The organism is Devosia sp. Leaf64 (assembly GCF_001421945.1).
In the GTDB taxonomy this organism is placed as follows: Bacteria; Pseudomonadota; Alphaproteobacteria; order Rhizobiales; family Devosiaceae; genus Devosia.
The window spans coordinates 6,465-24,770 of record NZ_LMLO01000004.1 but is presented as its reverse complement, the minus strand read 5'-3'; the positions used below and the strand labels follow the sequence as shown (position 1 = coordinate 24,770).

The 18,306-nt window shown below is 55.5% G+C and carries 12 protein-coding genes and 1 pseudogene; 3 read left to right on the top strand and 10 right to left on the bottom strand.

Features of this window, described 5'->3' with window-relative positions; genetic code table 11:
• The first annotated feature begins 4 nt into the window (after nt 1-4).
• Entirely contained in the window at nt 5-1,654 is a 1,650-nt protein-coding gene (locus ASE94_RS02115; RefSeq protein ID WP_062629017.1) for a type I secretion system permease/ATPase, read from the top strand.
• Complete coding sequence (locus ASE94_RS02110; protein WP_062629016.1) at nt 1,651-2,967, top strand: HlyD family type I secretion periplasmic adaptor subunit; 1,317 nt, start codon at nt 1,651-1,653, stop codon at nt 2,965-2,967. Before ASE94_RS02115 ends, ASE94_RS02110 begins: the two co-directional genes overlap by 4 nt.
• A 575-nt stretch (nt 2,968-3,542) precedes the next feature.
• Here ASE94_RS02110 and ASE94_RS02105 read toward each other — a convergent pair.
• The 10 genes from ASE94_RS02105 to istA all read right to left on the bottom strand — a co-directional run bounded on the left by ASE94_RS02105 (nt 3,543) and on the right by istA (nt 17,487).
• Nucleotides 3,543-5,432, bottom strand: a complete 1,890-nt coding sequence (locus tag ASE94_RS02105) for a TniQ family protein (RefSeq protein WP_162236028.1) — start codon at nt 5,430-5,432, stop codon at nt 3,543-3,545.
• A 29-nt stretch (nt 5,433-5,461) separates the two neighbouring features.
• Nucleotides 5,462-6,460, bottom strand: a complete 999-nt coding sequence (locus tag ASE94_RS02100; protein WP_062629014.1) for an ATP-binding protein — start codon at nt 6,458-6,460, stop codon at nt 5,462-5,464.
• A 2-nt stretch (nt 6,461-6,462) separates the two neighbouring features.
• Nucleotides 6,463-8,580 (bottom strand): DDE-type integrase/transposase/recombinase, encoded by a 2,118-nt coding sequence (locus tag ASE94_RS02095; protein ID WP_062629013.1) that lies wholly within the window; start codon nt 8,578-8,580, stop codon nt 6,463-6,465.
• Nucleotides 8,577-8,804, bottom strand: a complete 228-nt coding sequence (locus tag ASE94_RS02090; protein WP_062629012.1) for a hypothetical protein — start codon at nt 8,802-8,804, stop codon at nt 8,577-8,579. The genes ASE94_RS02095 and ASE94_RS02090 overlap by 4 nt, the downstream gene beginning before the upstream one ends.
• The gene (locus ASE94_RS02085; RefSeq protein WP_156351759.1) at nt 8,801-9,592 is read right to left on the bottom strand and encodes a hypothetical protein; all 792 of its coding nucleotides are present in this window, start codon (nt 9,590-9,592) and stop codon (nt 8,801-8,803) included. The genes ASE94_RS02090 and ASE94_RS02085 overlap by 4 nt, the downstream gene beginning before the upstream one ends.
• A gap of 413 nt (nt 9,593-10,005) precedes the next feature.
• On the bottom strand, nt 10,006-10,578 hold the full coding sequence (locus ASE94_RS02080; protein WP_156351757.1) for a hypothetical protein: 573 nt from the start codon (nt 10,576-10,578) through the stop codon (nt 10,006-10,008).
• 1,097 nt (nt 10,579-11,675) lie between these two features.
• Entirely contained in the window at nt 11,676-12,707 is a 1,032-nt protein-coding gene (locus tag ASE94_RS02075; protein ID WP_062629009.1) for a hypothetical protein, read from the bottom strand.
• Nucleotides 12,708-12,773: 66 nt separating this feature from the next.
• A complete protein-coding gene (locus ASE94_RS20415) occupies nt 12,774-14,246 on the bottom strand; it encodes an N-6 DNA methylase (RefSeq protein WP_082460789.1) in 1,473 nt (490 codons plus the stop codon).
• Between the two features lie 909 nt (nt 14,247-15,155).
• The gene (gene istB, locus ASE94_RS02070; RefSeq protein ID WP_062629008.1) at nt 15,156-15,968 is read right to left on the bottom strand and encodes an IS21-like element helper ATPase IstB; all 813 of its coding nucleotides are present in this window, start codon (nt 15,966-15,968) and stop codon (nt 15,156-15,158) included.
• The gene (gene istA, locus ASE94_RS02065) at nt 15,958-17,487 is read right to left on the bottom strand and encodes an IS21 family transposase (RefSeq protein WP_062629093.1); all 1,530 of its coding nucleotides are present in this window, start codon (nt 17,485-17,487) and stop codon (nt 15,958-15,960) included. The genes istB and istA overlap by 11 nt, the downstream gene beginning before the upstream one ends.
• A 114-nt stretch (nt 17,488-17,601) precedes the next feature.
• Between istA and ASE94_RS02060 the strand changes: the two are divergent.
• Nucleotides 17,602-17,805: pseudogene (locus ASE94_RS02060) on the top strand (IS3 family transposase); the annotation flags it as partial.
• Nucleotides 17,806-18,306: the final 501 nt, after the last annotated feature.

Below are 18,306 nucleotides of genomic sequence, written 5' to 3'. Positions count from 1 at the left end.
GGCAATGGTTGTGCTGAGCGTGGTGTCAAACCTGCTGATGCTGACCGGACCACTGTTCATGCTGCAGGTATACGATCGGGTGCTAGCCAGTCGGTCGGTGCCCACATTGGTCGTGCTCACGATCTTGATAGCCGGGCTGTTCGCTTTCTACGCATTCTTAGATGCAATGCGATCGCGAATGTCCGCACGCTTTGCCAATGTGCTCGATTCCAAGATCTCGGGGCGACTGCTCTCGGCTGGCATCCGCATGCGCCTCTCAGCCGGAAATCGGTCCAACCTCGACCCCGTCCGCGATGGAGACGCCGTAAGGCAGTTTTTGGCAAGTCCCGTCCCATTGACGCTGCTGGATCTGCCTTGGGTTCCTTTCTATTTGGGTCTGGTCTTCCTTTTTCATCCCTGGCTCGGATGGCTGGCCGTGGGCGGAAGCTTGGTAGTCGTGATGCTCATGATCGCCAATGAAGTTCTGTCGAAGCATCCAGCCAAAGAGACCACTTCGCAGCAGCAGTTGCGGCAAAGGCAGGCCGACGACGTTCGGCTCAATGCCGAAACCGTGGTCGCGATGGGAATGGGTGAAGCCCTTCAGCGTCGATGGTCCAAACAAACCGATCGAATGCTCTCGGCCCAGGTTACTGCCGGCGACAGAGCAGCCTTCTTCTCAGCCACAACAAAAGGTCTCCGCTTTTTTCTGCAGTCGGCAGTCCTTGCTCTCGGTGCTTACCTTGTCATCCAGGGTTCGATGACCGCCGGCCTAATGATCGCCGCTTCGGTGGTTACGGCCCGTGGGCTTGCGCCCGTCGAGCAGATCGTAGGCCAGTGGCGCGCCTTTGTGACGGCTCGGCAATCATGGGCCAGAATCAAGGTCGTCTTGAACAATCCCGAACGGAACGAGCGTGAAGTCGAGTTGTCCTTGCCGCGACAGACGCTGACGGTCAGAGGATTGGCCACGGCACCTCAGGGTTCAAAATCTGCTCTTGTCGGTGGCGTCTCGTTTGACCTTTCCGCCGGAGAGGCAGTTGGTGTTCTGGGACCATCGGGATCGGGGAAATCGTCCCTGGCGAAGGGTCTTCTCGACATATGGCCTCACTTGGCAGGCGAGGTGCGCTTCGATGGCGCGCCGCTCTCCCACTACCGGTCTGGTCAGATCGGGCGGATATGCGGTTATCTCCCGCAGCGAGTGGAGTTGTTCGACGGTTCGGTGGCGGAGAACATTTCGCGTTTCGCCGCGGAAGCCGACAGCGAGCAGATCATCGCGGCCGCGATGACTGCCGGTGCGCACGAATTGATCAGCTCGCTTCCGGATGGCTACAACACGCGTGTGGGCGAACAAGGCGATCTCCTGAGCGCAGGTCAGCGCCAGCGCATTGGCCTTGCTAGAGCAGTGTTCGGCTCTCCGTTTCTCATCGTGCTCGACGAACCAAATTCCAATCTGGATTCAGAGGGAGAAGCCGCTCTTTCAGCAGCCATCCAGAAGATGAAAGAACGTGGTTCTGTCGTCATCGTCGTCGCGCACAGACCAAGTGCATTGAACGCGGTCGATAAGGTTCTTTTCGTTCAAAACGGGCGACAAGCCGCCTTTGGACCCAAGGACGAAGTCCTGAAGAAAATTGTGCAGCCGGCACAGAACGTCCTCCCGATCAAAGTGCCCGCCCAATGAGCGAAGCAGCGCAAAACCGAAACGACTTGGCGAGCCTCAAGCTTCATGGCTGGATCGGCTTGATTTCGATCGTGGGTCTCTTCGGAGCGTTGATCGCTTGGGGCGCCACAACAGAAGTTTCAGGTGCGATCATTTCCCACGGGTCCTTGATGGTCCAATCCAGCGCCAAGCAGGTCCAACACCCAGAAGGCGGCGTCATCTCTGAGCTTCTCGTGCAGAATGAGGATAAGGTGCAGGCTGGCCAACTGCTTGCGTCGATCGATCAAACGTCAGCTGCTGCGGCCCTGGAATCGTCAGACGCGCAATTGCGCCAGCTTTTGGTACAGGAAGCGCGTCTCTTGGCTGAAGCGTCTGGAGACGCCACCTTCGAAATTCCAGAGAGTGCGACTAAGTTCTTCTCCGAGGACGATTTGCGACCCGTGCAATTGCTCGAAGAGCGAATCCTAGGGGCTCGGCAAGCCACGCGTAAGGGAAGCATCGCCCAACTTCAGGAACAGGTGATCCAGCTTGATCGTCAGGAGGATGGGCTGGTTCAGCAGCAGAAGGCCATCTCTGACCAGATTGGCATTCTTAAAAGCGAGCTAGCCGATTTCGATCACCTGTTCGCCAGCCAACTCGTCAATGAGAGTCGCGGAACCGCGTTGCACAAAGAGCTGGCGGTCGCACAAGGGCAGTTGGGTCAAATCACGGCGTCTATAGCCGAGGGGCGCGCCGCATCCGCCGAGAAAACGTTGCAGATCTCTCAAATCGACTATGAACACCTGAATGTCGCTCTGAACGAATTGGCGCAGGTTCGTAGAAGCATCAGCGAGGTTTCGCAGAGAAGGTTGGCAGAACAGGATCGGCTCAAGCGCACGGAGATACGTGCACCTCAAGGCGGAATAATTCATGAACTCGCCATCCACACGGAAGGCGGCGTCGTTCAGGCCGGCCAAACGTTGATGCTCGTCGTGCCAAGCGATGACCCTCTGATCGTGAACTCCAGGATCGAGATCGTCGATGTTGATAAGGTTCATGTCGGCCAGGAGGTGGTTCTCCGATTTTCCGGTCTGAACCCCCGGACCACTCCGGAACTGGTTGGATCGATCAGTGCGGTTGCTCCGGACGTCACCCGAGATCCCGCCACGGGCGCTGTTTTCTACTCGGTCCGAGTAGTTATAGCAGACGATGAGTTGGCGAAACTTCCAGAAGATATCGTTTTGGTGGCTGGCATGCCGGTCGAAGCTTATGTTCAGCTCGCAGACCGCGCAGTGTTGAGCTACATGTTCCAGCCTTTTTGGGACCATTTGCGGCTCGCTTTACGCGAGGAATAGCCAAGACTGGATGAGCCGATCGTCAGGCTAGCCGGCCTATAAAGCGACGCCTTTAATTAGGCCATCCGTCTTCGTGGTCGAGGTGTTTGGCTCATTGCTAAAGATTGCCAGCGCAGTCAAGCAGCAGGCGCCTGCGTAATCGCACATCTAAATGCGCCGTTTTCTTTGAGAGGGTACCTCGTTGCCTCGCCGTATATGGCGAACGTGATAGACCGACCACTTTGCTTCGGGACTGATGAGAGCTCGTACGGTGCCAGCAACATACTGGGAATGGAGCCTCATTCGTTCCCTCAGTTGGCGCGCATCCGAGAAAGATGCTGCGGAAGATCTTGTATAGCGCCGAAAAGGGCTGAGCAGAGGACAAAAGAGTCACTTCTTATTGCACGCATGCTAGTTTTATTCGTTGTATTTGATCTCTCCTCTTTGACTCGAGCCTTTTTCGCATTACCAAAGCTTCGAGAGACGCGGAGTCGGTAAGTCGGCATGGTGCCAGATTTACCAGGGCGGCTTCGCGTCTCCAATGCCAATGTCGACGCCGTGGAAAAATTGTTTTTACGACTAAGTAAGCGATCGGCTCAAAGACTGACGGTTCGGCGAGCGCGCTTTTTTCCCGTCCTGAGATCGATGTCACTCAGCACCTGCAAAATCCTTCCTTGAACGCGAGAAATGTCTTTGCGGCGGTAAAGGCTCACTCCGATGCGATCTTGGTCAAACGCCGGGCGAACGCCCGTCCTGCGGAGGACCCGAGCAATTCCTGGAGACGAGGAGTCCAGCTGCTTTCGGAGTGCGTTCTGACTGACGTAAAGCGCAGCGAATGTCTTTAGCGCGCTCTCTCGAATGCCACGAACGTCGCGGTTCGTTGCCGGATCGATCCAGGCTTCAGATGGCAAGAAACCCTCGCGAAGAATCTTTCGCATCGAGGTGGGATTGATCGTAAGGATGCGCGCTGCGTCTTCGAGGGTGAGCAGAACATCTGCGCTCGCAGTGAACGGTTCTAGATGTTTAGGGTCGACCAGAATGTCCCCCAAGGTGAATACCGTGGCCTCCGCTGAGAACAGGGCAATCTTTCCCTCTAAGGCAGCGTTTAGAATTGCAGTCCACGGCAGGCCGCAGCGCACCGAAGAGTGCCAGATGTCGAGTAGCCCTGTGTCTCCCGTCGCCGGAGTGCAGTGTTGCCGGAGGCGGGAAATGAAAGCTTTAAGTGTTGCTCGTTCAAAATAGCGGATTAACTCGGCAGCCGGGCCTTGCCGGCTGAACAATGGCGCAATCAGGCCTGCATTACACAGCGCATCCAGGTGATAGTGATGTATCCCCAGCGCTTTTGCGGCCTTCTCGTTGTGTAGGCTACGCCTCAATTTGGAAAGAAGGTCCGCTACCGGAAAGACATTGAAGCTTAACTCATCCGCCGGGACGTCTTCGCCAACCTCAGAGATCACCTTCTGGTCGATCAGTATTGCGCGCAGTTCTGCCTCGGCCACACCAAAGCGTATGACTGCTTGAGCTACGGTCAAACGGCCTTCGCCGGGGACTGGGAGGCCGAGGACTTCTGTTTGCTGCGAAGGCATGATCCGCTGCTCGGTACCAATCGCCACCACCATCTGTCGGACAGCGAGCATGTCGTTCCGTGCGAGGCGGTCAAGGCGCTGAAATAGCGGGCCAAACACCCGTCTTAAACCAATTTCAGTGACATTGTCAGGGTTGGCAGCGCGGCTGATTTCTCTTAGGCGTTCTGCAACTGCGGCCTCGCCCGCTAAAGCAATTTCGATGCCCTGGTCCATGAGTGCTCGGCGCTCGGCACTGTCCTCTGGCGGGAGCGGCCAACTCCGCGGGCGATATGTGCCGCAGAGATATTGGCTCAAAAACAGCGCATCAGGCAGCGTCATACTGTCGAGAAACGTCCATCTGGTCTCAGCTCCAGAAAGCCGATTTGTGAGGTATTCATCCGTTGGCGATGATGGCACGCGCACAGCTATGGGCAAATCATCTGGAGTGTTGAACTGGCCAAGATGGACCGCAAAGTCTTCAGCCGGAACGCCCGCAACGAGTGGTAAGGCTATCAGTCGTTTTTGATGGTGCACGCAGACATGGACCAACCTGTGGCACCAGGAAGCGCGCTGCCAACCAGTCATGTACATCGGATCACCCGGAATGCGAAGGGCGTCTTCACGAAGACAATCCGGACACATCCGCACCGTGGGGGATCGGTCGTCGAATGCGATCAGGTTAGCTGCCAAAAGGTATTTCGGGCCGTTTCGTGTCCTAGCACCCAGGAGCTCTCTCAACGGTACGGCACAGAGCGCTGACAGTGCAGCGATGGCCGTCGGATCGCCGGCAATTAGCGACCGACGATTTAAGCCGAAGGCTCGACAAAAACGGTCAATGCGCTCAAGACCAGTCCGCGATGCAAGTGCACAAACGAAGCTGTTGAGGGTTTGACCGCTGTGCAATTCGGCCCTGACGCCCAAGGTGCATCTCGATGTTGCGTCTTGCATAGCTAACGGGCCTGGTCGAGTTCGGCGATATCGCGTTTTTCACGCAGGTCTAGTTTACCGACATAGGCAACATAAAACGGGTTCTCGTCTGCGGGGCTACCATTGCGAGCAGCGTAGACCCTGCCCAGCTGCTTGAGAGTGACGGCGGGCGCTTGTTCTTGTGCAGCGAGAAGAACTGCTTCGCGGCATATTTCGAGTGCCATACCAACGGTCTTTTCTCCAGCAAGGGAAATTCTCTGGCCAAGGTCATTGACGTTGATGTCGAACGCAAGGTTGGCTTTGGTCGCGTAATGCCTCAGCGAGGCTTCAAGAGCAGGGTAGTAATGCGGGGTCATCTGCTCAAAGATGACAAACCTGGACCGACGCCGAACTTGGTCCATGTTTTTCGAATTCCATAGCGGTACGGTCTCCTCGGTTCCGCTGACCACCAAAGCGACGGGCCATGCCGGGTGGCTGATGAGCTCGTTTATGGTGGCTGAAAAGCGGTCGGCTGCGACAGATCGGTCGGCTCTCCCGATCGTTTTTACTGTTGTAAATCGTTGAATCTCATCGAAATGTACGAGACCAATTCTGTTCTCCCTCAAGTGATGGCTGACCATTTCCCACATCTGCGGTTCATTCAGTTTTCCGGTCGTCGTCGTGCCCATCATGTTGAGGAGCTGTCGCGCGAATTCTTTGGCGGAAAAGGGGGAGGGCAGGGGCGCCGAGAGCACCTTTAGGCAATTACCGTCTGGGTCAATGAGTGTGGGTTCGCGTTCACGGATCGCCCTTTCCAGCGTGGTCGTCTTGCCCGCACCGGTGGCACCCGACACGACAAGTGCATGTTGCGGCGCCCGGTTGTTATGCCCGTAGGGTTTTTGTAGGTCGCGGCGGTTGAACAGGCGAGAGGTCAGCCATGTCAGCTGTTCGTCGAGTTCCTTGTCGCGCGGGAACTCTATTCGAGCCTTCTCCAGCTGCTCGGCGAGGGAAAGTGGGGGAAGGTTGATGTTTGATGCGCTCATGATCAGTCCTTTATGGAATAGTCGATAGACGATGGTAGGTCCGTCGCCGCCGGCTCGACCGCACCCGGGATCAGGAACGGCTGATGCACTTCAGCCTTCTGAGCCGCCAGGAAATCTGGATCGCCCCAACGCAGGAACTCGTGGACCTTCTTTTCTTGTCGAGCCTCTAGGTATTCGCGGCCGATTGGAGGCCGGGACAGTTGTCTCGCGGTTGCTTCCTCGACTTTGCGGTTGAGGGTCTCCATGGCCGCACGGGCAGTAGCCTCGCTGGTTTCGCAATCGTAACCAAACCGTTCTGCGAGCTCGTCGCTTGCATCGTCGAGGTCACGCAAACTGAAGCGCCTGTCGATCTTTGGATGCGGTACGGAAATCCACTGTTCGCCGCGATATTCCTGGCGTGCCTGCAGACGTTTGGGGATCTTGACTAGCACTTGGCGGAGGTCCTCGTGGTCAATTTTGACGTCTACAAATGCACCGTCCCCGATTGCCTGCCGCAGAAGCTGAAGTTGGTCCGACTGATATTGCGTATAGTTGATCACTAGGCCTGCAGCGCCCAAACGATAGCGGACCTCAAGCCCGAAAATCTCGGAAATCTGGCGAGGGGCGAGCGGAGGATAGGGCGGGTAAATCTGGGAGAGGATATAGTAAGCGCGTCTGGGAGAAATGCCGGTGCCGTCGTGTTTTTCACTGTGATAAACGTCGACGATCCATAAGATGAGTGCCTCTTCGACCTCCCGTCGGGAAAGAACGGCATAACTTGCGTTTTGGTAGTCGTCGCGGTCCCTCGGATTGGAGCCCGTTTGACCCAGGATCAGGGTCAGAAGTTTGGTGGCGACGGTTCTGAAAAACCTCTCGATACGTCCGCGGTGCCAGGCCATGCCAGCGATCGAACTCTGCCGAGTGTTCATCGCCTTCAACGTCTTCCAAGTGATGTCAGCGGTTTTGAACGCCGGGTTGTTGTCGGCCACAAATGTCCCAAAAGCCCTAATCTCCCAGCTATTTTTGCAGCCAAGCGCTCGGGCGACAGGTGACTTGTCCTGAATGGTCTCTCGGAGTGCTCCCTGGATCAGAGTTTCATCTTCCGTCCAGCCAAATTTGACTGAAACGATCATGCGAGTGGCTGTGTCGATTGCGACAACTATGTAGAGCCGAACGGTTTTGAGCTTTTTCCTCTCGTCTGGTGACAGGTGCGCCACGTCTTCCTTTTCAAGCAAAGAATGAAGGTGAACATACCAACCATCGACTTCAATTCGCTCACCTGGCCGGAAGGAGAAAAGGCCACCTACGTTTTCCCTATAAGCCTTTTCCGCCGTCTCAATGCCGTGCTTGAGCGCCAGCCGCATGAATGCGTCGACGTCCTTGACGCGGCGTTGGAAAGTTTTCAGGCATGGCGCATCCAGCGCTTTCAGACCTTGAACTGCTCGGCTTTCATTCAAACTTGTTACTGCTCGTTCGAGCGATCTATGCTGATGGGGCTGCGTACCCCCGTGGGGGCGCAGCCAACGCGTAACGGCTTGGTCGAGAAGGTCCTCCACATCCTCGTGAATGCGGTAATTTGACTGGCCAGCACGTGTGTCGATCAATGCTTGTGGATTGTCGTTGCATTCGAGCAGTGCATTGTTCCAGTCATTCCAGGTGGACAGCGGCAGGCGCTCTTTTTTCGCGATGCGGCTTGGAAATTCGCTCGACAGATTACGTAGACGCAGTTGAGGCCAAACCTCGTTTATCGCGACCTCTTTACGTCTCTCGATATCTAGTGGCAGCTTTTTCATGAAGTCGCGCACCTCCATGACCGCGGTATATTTCAGGCTCAGATCAGATCGCTTGATATCGTTAAGGTCGTGCAGCGGAGCCATTCGCCTTGCGACCTTCAACTTGGCGCTGGCGTTGGAGTAGTAGTCCTTCTCAAAAGACAGAATACCAGCATCTGTCAGGGCATCTATCTCTGTCCATAGGACCTGATGAACTGCGTCGGGCGCACCAAGCTCATGAAAATATACCGCTTTTGCGTCGGTCGCTTTGGTGCGTACCTCAACCTTATTCAAGAACACACGGTCAGCAGCGCCGACCGTGTACCTTGCATATGGAGCCCCGGAGCCACGGGAAATGCGCCCGCTCATTTCCGGCGGCCGCGCTTAAAATGCTCACGGTCGATGGACAAGCGCCCCGGCTGGGTCAGCATAGCCATGATTTGGGAATTCAATATCTCTGTCAGATGAGAGCGTTCGTCACCAACCGGCGCGAAAATGAGACCGTCTTGACTTTGCCCAAGATAGCGGTGCGCCACACCATCGATCGTGACGAGGTCGGCTGGAGTGAACTCTAGGATATTCACGCTGGTCATGGCATAACCAGCGTCGACATGCCGATATAGTCGTGGGCGCACAGATGAACGGCGCGCTTCGCCAAGAGCCAGACGACTGCCCAGAACTCGGTCGACAGCGCCAAGAAATGATCCGCCATAGGCACAGGTCGTAGTCTGCGCAGATGTGCGCAAATCTGGCCGATCGTCATTTCCCGATTTTCATCAATGATGAAATCGTAGGCGAGCTCGGCCGCTTCTGGGCGGTCGTGGGTCAAAGCAATGTTGAAGAGGTTGCCCGTATCGACCTTGACGGGATCGATGTGGTGCTGAGTATAAATCTGGGCTACGTCCGCCGTGCCGGGCGGGATTCCAGCACAAATCTCTCGCCAAAGAGCCTTGTATCGGTCCGACGCGGCGACCTTAAAGTCTTTGACGGAGACAAGCTTTCGCAGCCCATTCGCGAGGGTTACGAAGACGTCCCAAATAGTGGAAGTTTTGCCATCGATGAGCCGATGAGGCGTTCGGACAGCCTGGAGTTGGATCCCAACGATATCGTCATCGGCGAGAAACTGCAAAACGCAGCGCCGCTCCAATTCTGAATCGAATTGGACGGGTAGTCGAACCGAGCCGAGCAGCATGCTGCCGCCCATCGAGCGTGTGCTGCTTCCGGCAGTTCTCAAAGCATTGTTGGTGGCAGGCTCGACTGAATTGAGGTCGGATCGAAGGCAGGGGATAAGCGTTGCGAATTGGTCGCTGAAAAGCTGTTCGCGAAGGGATATTTTGGACATGATTGTTCCTGCCCACCCACGAGCCTGCTTGACCTTCAATGATGGTCATGGCAGATTCAAAGGGCAGCTGATGAAGGTTGTGATGGCGGATAGGCTTGACGGCGATCCGGTGGAATACAGGGATGTTCAGGCTCCAACCTGAACGTCCCTTTTTATTTTAGTTGCGTCACACTTTATTTCTCCAACGGTTTGTCTGGTTTCCTAATGAGCAGAGCGGCTTAGGAGCGCATGCCCATTTATCATTCGAAATTTTTGAAAAAGGCAAATCTCGCTCAATTAAGCGAAAAATAGTGCTTGCAAGCTTGCTAGCTAGCAGCATTTTAGTTAATAGAATCAGATACTTAGCAAAATAGGGTTTTTGCCGTCTGGGGTGTTTGCGCTGTCGAAGCTCGGCGAGGCACCGCCAACCAAATCTGGGAGGCCAGAAATTTCCTGGATTGACTCAACAAGAATCAGGCGGTTTCTCGGGCCGAGATAACGGTGTCCGCCCCGAATGGGCCGCGAATATGAATATCTAGCAGACCTTTACATGCCATGGTCATGATCCAATCGGCAGCGAATTGGTGATGTTTGACACGATTTTTCAGAGCGTGACCAACCGCAACAGGACCTTCGCTCAGAATGTCCGCGACTTCCAATGTGAACTGAGGATCGACCTGCAGGCCGCGACGAGACCATATCATGCGTGCGGTCTCTACAGCCGGCCCATTGAGTGCGGAGCGTGGCACTGCAATTTTTAATTGCTCATTGGCCTTGGATAGGGCGACGTTAGTTGTTCGATCGCACAGCAATGCGATGGAGCTCCCGCCGCCGCGCTCAAGCTTGACCGCAAAGAAACAGTCTCTCGGTTTTTCATAGGAGGCCAGCTCAATTGGCTCGATCCTCTTAGTTGCCGGATCGAGAGTGGCCAGCACCAGGAAGTCCCGACAGCAGCGTCGCGGATATTGCATGGCCTTGCACTTGTAGGACGAGAAGCCGACCCAATGGGTTGGCTGAATGGGAGGACGAACAACTGCTGCAAACACGGAGCTTACCGCCTGAACGAATGGACACCTTGATGTCGGTGGCCGCTGCGTGGCCCTGAGGGGAGTTTTCACAGCTTTGCACTCAAGTTCAACTAGCTAGCTAGCTGATAGTTAGCTACGTGGCTTAGCGTCGGCTTGGCAATTGATGTAAATTTGGCCTGAAGACAGATTGTCGGAGTAAGTTAGAAAGGCTTTTTCTGCGATATTCGTCAGTGTATCGATTTTCGCAAGACCACCTTAAGAGGGGGTCGAGCCGGCGGAGAAGTGCCCATGCCGAAAGCCCCGCGGGACGATGGCCGCATTCAATACCTAGTTTACTTGAAGCCTGACCTAGTAAGAAAGATCAAAGAAGCGAGCCTATACGGCGAGCGGTATGGCTATTTAGTGGTTGAAGAGGCCCTTGAGGGAGCCCTTGATCATATTGTAGCGCGGGCAAAGGATGCTGCTAAAACTCGTCCGTAAGAGTTGGGTGCGGATTGCCTGGTGAGATACAGCTATTCCCTGGAGCCAGATTACCATTTAAGTGCTCGTTAATGCATTTCGCCACCGCTAGCGCTAACTTTTGGCCAATTCTCTGGCTTCTGACTACCTATATCGACGGGCATGCAGCGCTCGGCCGCCGATCAGCCCCACTATCGTTGCTCATCGTGGTCATCCTTCCCTCATATCTTGCACTTTCGGAGACTTATCGCTCCACTAGTCAATCCGTGCCTTCGATGTTCGGATGTTCGCCCTCATCGCAGTAATGCTTGGACATGCGTCAATTCTTGGGTCTGCCGACCTTGCTCAAGCAACCCTGTTAGCCGCTCGTATCGAAGGGGAATTAGGGTTGGGCGAACAGGGGCTTGTAGCAACTGTTCAGGGCTCATCCTACAACAAATCTGCAGCCCGGAGAGTTATTGAGGAGGCAGCAGGTCGTGCTGCCTCCATTCTGATTGCAAACGAAAGCAAACTGAGCAGGTCCGCCAATCTGACATCGGCCTCCTCAAAAGACCCGAGAAGATTAAAGTGGAACCCCACATTACACTAACGATAGGGTCGCAGGTGCTTCCTATTGTGTCATCCATGGCGCACTTAACTATCGGGCCTTGTGATAATTAGGCCTTTATAGAAGGCTTTATTGCTGCCATACGCGCTCTAGCTTCTGCGTGCATTGTGACGGGCGTGGTGGATAGGATCCGCATCACCATAGTCGCAAGAAAGCGGGCAGGAGCAAGTTCATTTGGAGTTTTATCGTGAAGGATCGAAACCTTCGGCAAGTTTGCTAAACCCTTTGCGATTTCGTTTTCAGGGAGTTCAGCGGGCAATTCTGCTGTTTCATCGTCGCTGCCAGTTCCTGGTAGCTCGGCAGTGCTATTGTCACCATCTGGTTCCGGGACCTGATACGAGGTGCCGTCGTACTCCATCAGCACTAGGCAGGTTGCGTGATAGGCGTCATCTTCCTGTCCAAGCTTTTCCAACAGGTCGAAGAGCCAAGGCGCTTTATTTGGCGCTTTCTCGAAAATATCGGAGCGCAGCCCAAAAACAAATCCGAGGGACGCGAGGGGATGGCGCAATCTAAGATTTTTCGCGTCGCCATAAGATTCCTCAACGCGGTTTGCCGCGTTCTTTCCATAAGACGAATCCATTCTTTTGGTTGAGACCAGCAACTCTGGACCTGTAGCCCAGTCCGATATCACCACGTCAACTTGCTTCGTGTAGTTCTTGCCCAGGATAATGCTTGAAGCCGAGGTAACCCCCTTTATGCTCGCTGTATCTGCGATGACACGCTCCAATTCTCTACGAAATGGCGTGTTTAGGTTCGAGATTAGGGCTGCAACGGGGGCCGGTAAAATGCGAGGATGGGAAGGTCGAGGCCACACCTGGTCGGTTTGAAATCCCGCGCGCCTGAATTCATAGCTTAACCAAACATCTAGGGCGAGGGCAGGTACGCCTGATTGGGTTCCCGCCGCCAAATAGAGAGGCACGCCTAGAAGGCGCTGCAGAGTATCAAAGTCAGGAGAGAAAACGGCTTGGCCTTTCTCATTGAGGATCCAGGGGTTGCTATGCAGGCCTCTGGGTGCAGCATCTGCGACGATGTGATCGAAGTAAACCCAGGCCTCGCTCTTTTTAGTTGCTTTCTTAGCCAATGAACTATCCCTCTAAATTGTCTAGTCGGAATGAGGCTAAGATAAAAACAGCGATTCTACAGCCTATTAACCGTCGTAGTGACGCCAATGCTGCATTAAGACAATCGCGTCCTCAAGCTCGTCCGCAGATCCTAATCGAACAGGAGGCATCGCAGGAAATAGTACTCGACTAGCCTCTCGGGGCTCTAGCTTTAGCATTCCGCCGCCGAGCGCATGACCTTCAAGCTCACAACTCAGGCGCACAAATGGCGACGACCAATAAGGGAGGAGTTCATTAGCTCTTTTGTAATCACGTATCCGAACGGCATGGACACTATTTGTGCAACTAACGCCGGCGTCGTTGCGAACCAAATTTACAGAGCGACCTGACCCGTAGCTCATCATAAATTGGGGTATTTGAACGTCGGGCACAGCGTACCAGGGAGCGCGATTGCGGCACTTGTAGCCTTCTCGCGCCCGCTGCCCCTCACTGCTGTTAAGGTATGAGCGTACCGTCGCAGGGATGTCTCCATTTTTCGGCAGATGTAGTAGCAAAATAGGGTCGTCGGAACGTCTCCATTGCTCAACTGTCGCCTGAGTAATGACTGCCGGTGGCATTGACCGACCGTTGCGTAACGAAGGTTGTAGGAAAGTAGGCGGGATTTTCAGATGCTTCGCTTGCGAAGGCCGCAAGTGAAAGAAAGAATTGTCTCCGCTGACATAGCCGATGCCAACTTGAGCAAACTCCCCCAGTTGTGTCGTGCCTGGGTCAGCCAGAACGCTAGCATAGAGGTCCCGAACTGCAGCAGGGAGGAGATAAGGCCTTAACCTCCGGTTCCAGACAGTCTGCCACTCAGCGATGTCTACTCGTACCGTAGGTGGTGGCACAGTCATCGAGGGCCTGAAAGTGTCCATATCGGTAAAATCAATTGTCTTGGCCACTCCACCATAACCGTCAGCGTACAACAGCCAGCAGTCCTCAGACAGGGCTGGGAAAAGTTTTTGGCGCACAGCCAGAATATGTACCGTTGAGAAAGATGAGACTAGGAAGTCAAGTAGAGGTGCTGCGTAAGGGGCGTGGCCAATTTCAGCGGGAACAACAAAAGACATCCGCCCATTTGGTTTTAGTAGACCTGCTGTCGCAACAAGGAATGGCGCCCAGGATGAGGTCAGGCCACTGAAATTTGCTCCTAGCCGCTCGCAGAGCTTGATTGCGCGACGTCTCAACTCGCCCGAGAACGATTGAAATCGAATGAAAGGGGGGTTACCTGCCGCGCATTCAAATCGCTCATTCGTTTCGCTTGCCCAGGCGAAGAAGTCGCCTTCGTGGACAAGTGCACCAGGAGCACGCTCAATAGCTAGACGTGCTGAGAGAGGATTTTGTTCGATTCCAACGCTATTAGGATGAAGTACGAGAAATTCGCCATCCCCGCACGACGGATCGAGTAACCTTTCTGAGGGTGTGCGGCACGCCCAAGCGACTAGAGACGCACTGACGTCACTCGGCGTGAAGTAGGCACCCGAGCGCTTTTGCGAATATTCTGGAGTTGTCGCGCTCATGGATCGGCACCGATTGAAATGAATCTTTTTGGTACCAATCCGAGACAGACATAGCAAGAACACGGACGAGCTACGACGTGGAAAACCCGATGGGAAAAGCAGTTCGGTCCAGATGCTCAGAGACGCTCGCCTAGTTGAAGACGTTGGTTCCCATTAGTTTTATGTAGGCAAAAGCTTCGGCTGTTGTGGGGCCGACAGCGGACTGGCAGCTTTCAGGAGACGATCTCGAAATAGCTGTCGTCCGCCGCGGAGCGGACGATGGCAACTGCCGACCCCTTTTCGGACATTCGCTGGTCTGTCACGCTACCCCATTAGCTGCCGTTGGTACGTCCGGGCTTTTCGCGCTTATGCTGTTTCTCCCTTGAGCCGGACCTAAGGTCCTACCTAATAACGACGCTGAAGGGAGCTTGGGATGAATAAGCTTGGAGCGTAAATTTGACTGACATCGCCAGAATCTGCTCATCCCACGGGTTTGTGAGTGTGCGAATCCTGCGTGTTTACAAAGGGCATGTCCTGATCACCCCGCAGCGCACGACTAAGGAAAGGCGTCTGTATAGTGCCAAAGAGGTATCTCGGCTAAGCGAGATGCTATCCCTAAAGGCCCTTCGGCCTAAGCTTTCGCGTATCGCTCTGCACTCTGTTGATGTTCGCTTCGGCCCGACCAGTATAGATCGCCAAGACGAAGCGTCTGAAGCTGCGAGACAGTGGCGCTGCTGGATCTAACCAACGGTGATCCGTCCGTGGTTGTTTCGGCGCTGGGCCAGTTTTCAATTATTGCGACAGACCTGAGACTTTCTCGATGGCCCGACGCCAAGGCCGTAGCAGGGGGGGCTCGCGTCAGACCGCTCTCAAACTGTTGATTTCCGCCGAGAAGTGACCCGGGGTTTCCATTGAGAAGTGACCCGCCTGTTAGTTTTGTTTCGGGTCGGCTGCTGCGGTCAAGGGTCTAGGTTTCTCCTTTGGTTTTGGCGGCGGATGGGCTGAGCTGTTCTTGAAGCGGAAGCTGTCGTTTCCGGTCTCCAGGATGTGGCAGTGATGGGTGAGCCGGTCGAGCAGCGCAGTGGTCATCTTGGCATCGCCGAAGACGCTGGCCCATTCGCTGAAGCTGAGATTGGTGGTGATGATCACGCTGGTGTGCTCGTAGAGCCTGCTGAGCAGGTGGAAGAGCAAGGCGCCACCTGAAGCACTGAATGGCAGATATCCCAGCTCGTCGAGAATGACGAGATCGGCGTGGGCAAGTCGACCGGCAATCTGACCAGCTCGACCCTGCATTTTCTCCTGCTCGAGCGCGTTGACCAATTCGACGGTCGAGAAGAAGCGAACACGCTTTTGATGGTGCTCGATCGCCTGCACACCGATGGCAGTGGCAATGTGGGTCTTGCCTGTTCCTGGTCCGCCAACCAGCACGATATTGTTGGCCTGTTCGATGAAGTCGCAGCGATGAAGCTGGCGCACCAGTGCCTCGTTGATCTCGCTGCTGGAGAAGTCGAAGCCATTGAGGTCGCGATAGGCAGGGAAGCGAGCGGTCTTGAGCTGGTAAGCGGTCGATCGAACCTCCCTCTCTGCCGTCTCGGCCTTGAGCAGTTGCGACAGGATCGGGATGGCAGCCTCGAAGGCGGGAGCACCTTGCTCGGTCAACTCGCCCACGGCCTGGGCCATGCCATGCATCTTGAGGCTTTTGAGCATGATGATAACGGCGCCGGCGGCAGGGTTATGACGCATGACGGGTCTCCGCTGCTTTGCGCAGCGCGTCATAGCGCTCGACATTGGCCTTGGGCTCCTTGGTCAGCACCAGAGCCTGGGGCGCATTGATGGTCGGCGGTGTAATGGCCTTGCCGTCAACCAGACGATGCAGCAGGTTCAACACGTGGGTCTTGGTGGGCACACCCGCCGTCAGCGCCATCTCCACGGCCACGAGCACGGCATTCTCGTCGTGCTGCAGCACCAGCGCCAGGATCTCGACCATCTCCCGATCACCGCCCGGCTTCTTGAGCAGGTGCTGCTGCAGCGTTCTGAAGGCATCTGGCAGTTCGGCAAAAGGCGCGCCATTGCGTAGCGCGCCCGGTTTGCGCTGCACCACAGCGAGATAGTGGCGCCAATCGTAGACTGTCCGGCCGGGCTGATCATGGGAGCGATCGATGATGCGATGGTGCTCGCAGATGACCATGCCCTCGGCCGCGACAACGATCCGATCGGGATAGACCCTGAGACTGACCGGTCGATTGGCAAACGAGGCCGGCACGCTGTAGCGGTTGCGGTCCAGGTGCACGAGGCAGGTTGGCGTGACCCGCTTGGTATATTCGACAAAGCCATCAAACGGCCGCGATGCCGGCATGAGGCTTGGCACTTCCTCCGCCCAGAGATCGGCAATAGTGCCACCCATTCTGCCGTGAGCGGTCTGGGACCAGAGTTCCTTGCAACGAGTCTCCAACCAGTCGTTGAGCGCGTCCAGCGTTGGAAAGCGGGGGATGGGCTGCCAGAGCCGGTGGCGAGCGTCCTGCACGTTCTTTTCGACCTGACCCTTCTCCCAGCCTGAGGCGGGATTGCAGAACTCAGGTTCGAACAGATAGTGGCTCGCCATGGCCAGGAACCGAGCATTGACGTCCCGCTCCTTGCCGCGGCCGACCCTGTCGATGGCGGTCCGCATGTTGTCATAGATGCCACGCTGCGGAATGCCGCCAAGTACCCGGAAGGCATGGGTATGAGCATCGAACAGCATCTCGTGGGTTTGCAGCAGATAGGCCCGGACGATGAAGGCTCGGCTATAACTGAGCTTGGTATGCGCCACCTGCAGCTTGGTGCGCTCACTGCCGATGATGGCCCAGTCTTCGGACCAGTCAAACTGGAAGGCCTCCCCAGGGGCAAAGCTCAGCGGCACGAATGTCCCGCGACCTGTGGTCTGCAGCTCACGCTGCCGGTCCGCTCGCCACTCTCGGGCAAAGGCTGCCACTCGATTGTAGGACCCCTCGAACCCCAGGCTCACCAGATTGGCGTGAAGCTGTTTGAGGGTTTGCTTTTGCTTGCGCGGCCTATTGGCTTCCGTCTTCAACCATGCCGCCAGCCGATCCGCGAAGGGATCCAGTTTGCTCGGTCTATCGGGGACCTTGAACTGCGGCTCGACGCCGTCGGATCGAAGATATTTGCGAATGGTGTTCCAGGAAAGACCGGTCCTGCGGCCGATCTCCCGGATCGATAGATGCTCTCGAAAATGCCAGCGTCGGATAACGCTCAGTAACGCCATGTCGATCACTCCACAGCCCCCGCTGAAAACAGCCAGGGCACGGTTGGAACATGGGTCAAATCTCGATGGAAATAGTCCCGCCTAACGGGTCACTTCTCAGTGGCAATCAACACCGAGAGCATCAACGGACTCTACAAGGCCGAGGTGATCCACCGGCGCGGACCCTGGAGAAACATCGAATCTGTTGAGTTCGCCACTCTCGAATGGGTGGATTGGTTCAATCACCGGCGCCTCCTCGAACCCATTGGAAACATCCCGCCAGCGGAAGCTGAGGCAAACTTCTACGCGACACTGGAACAACCGGCCATGGCCGCATAACTTAAACCAAACAGCCTCCGGAATTTCCGGTGCGGTTCAGTGTCAGATGATTGGCAGGGTTTTCGCGGCGCACACTTGATGCCCCTAGTCCCAGCCACAAAGGCTAGCCACCCAGACGTCTAGGGCTAATCAATCCGGGTTATCATCCGGTCTTAAAAGGTATCGAAATGGGCGCTGGACACGAGCAAGCTGGAATTACAAAGGTTAGCTGTCTAGTTGGCCTCCGAGTGCTGGTGTCACTCAGCGATGGATCCTCTCGGTCGGTCGATATGGCGCCTCTTCTGTACAACAATCGTAGTTTTACAAAGCTGCGTGACGATAAGCAGCTTTTTGAGACACTAAGGGTAGCTCAAGAAGGACGAGTTCTTGAGTGGGCTAATGGATCACGCGTATTAACGAGCTCCGTCCTGCGACTGCCGAATGCATCTATGACCACGTCGGAGTTCAGGGCGATCATGGGTGAGCTCCGCCTAAGCGTAGAGGGATTAAGTCGACTCATGC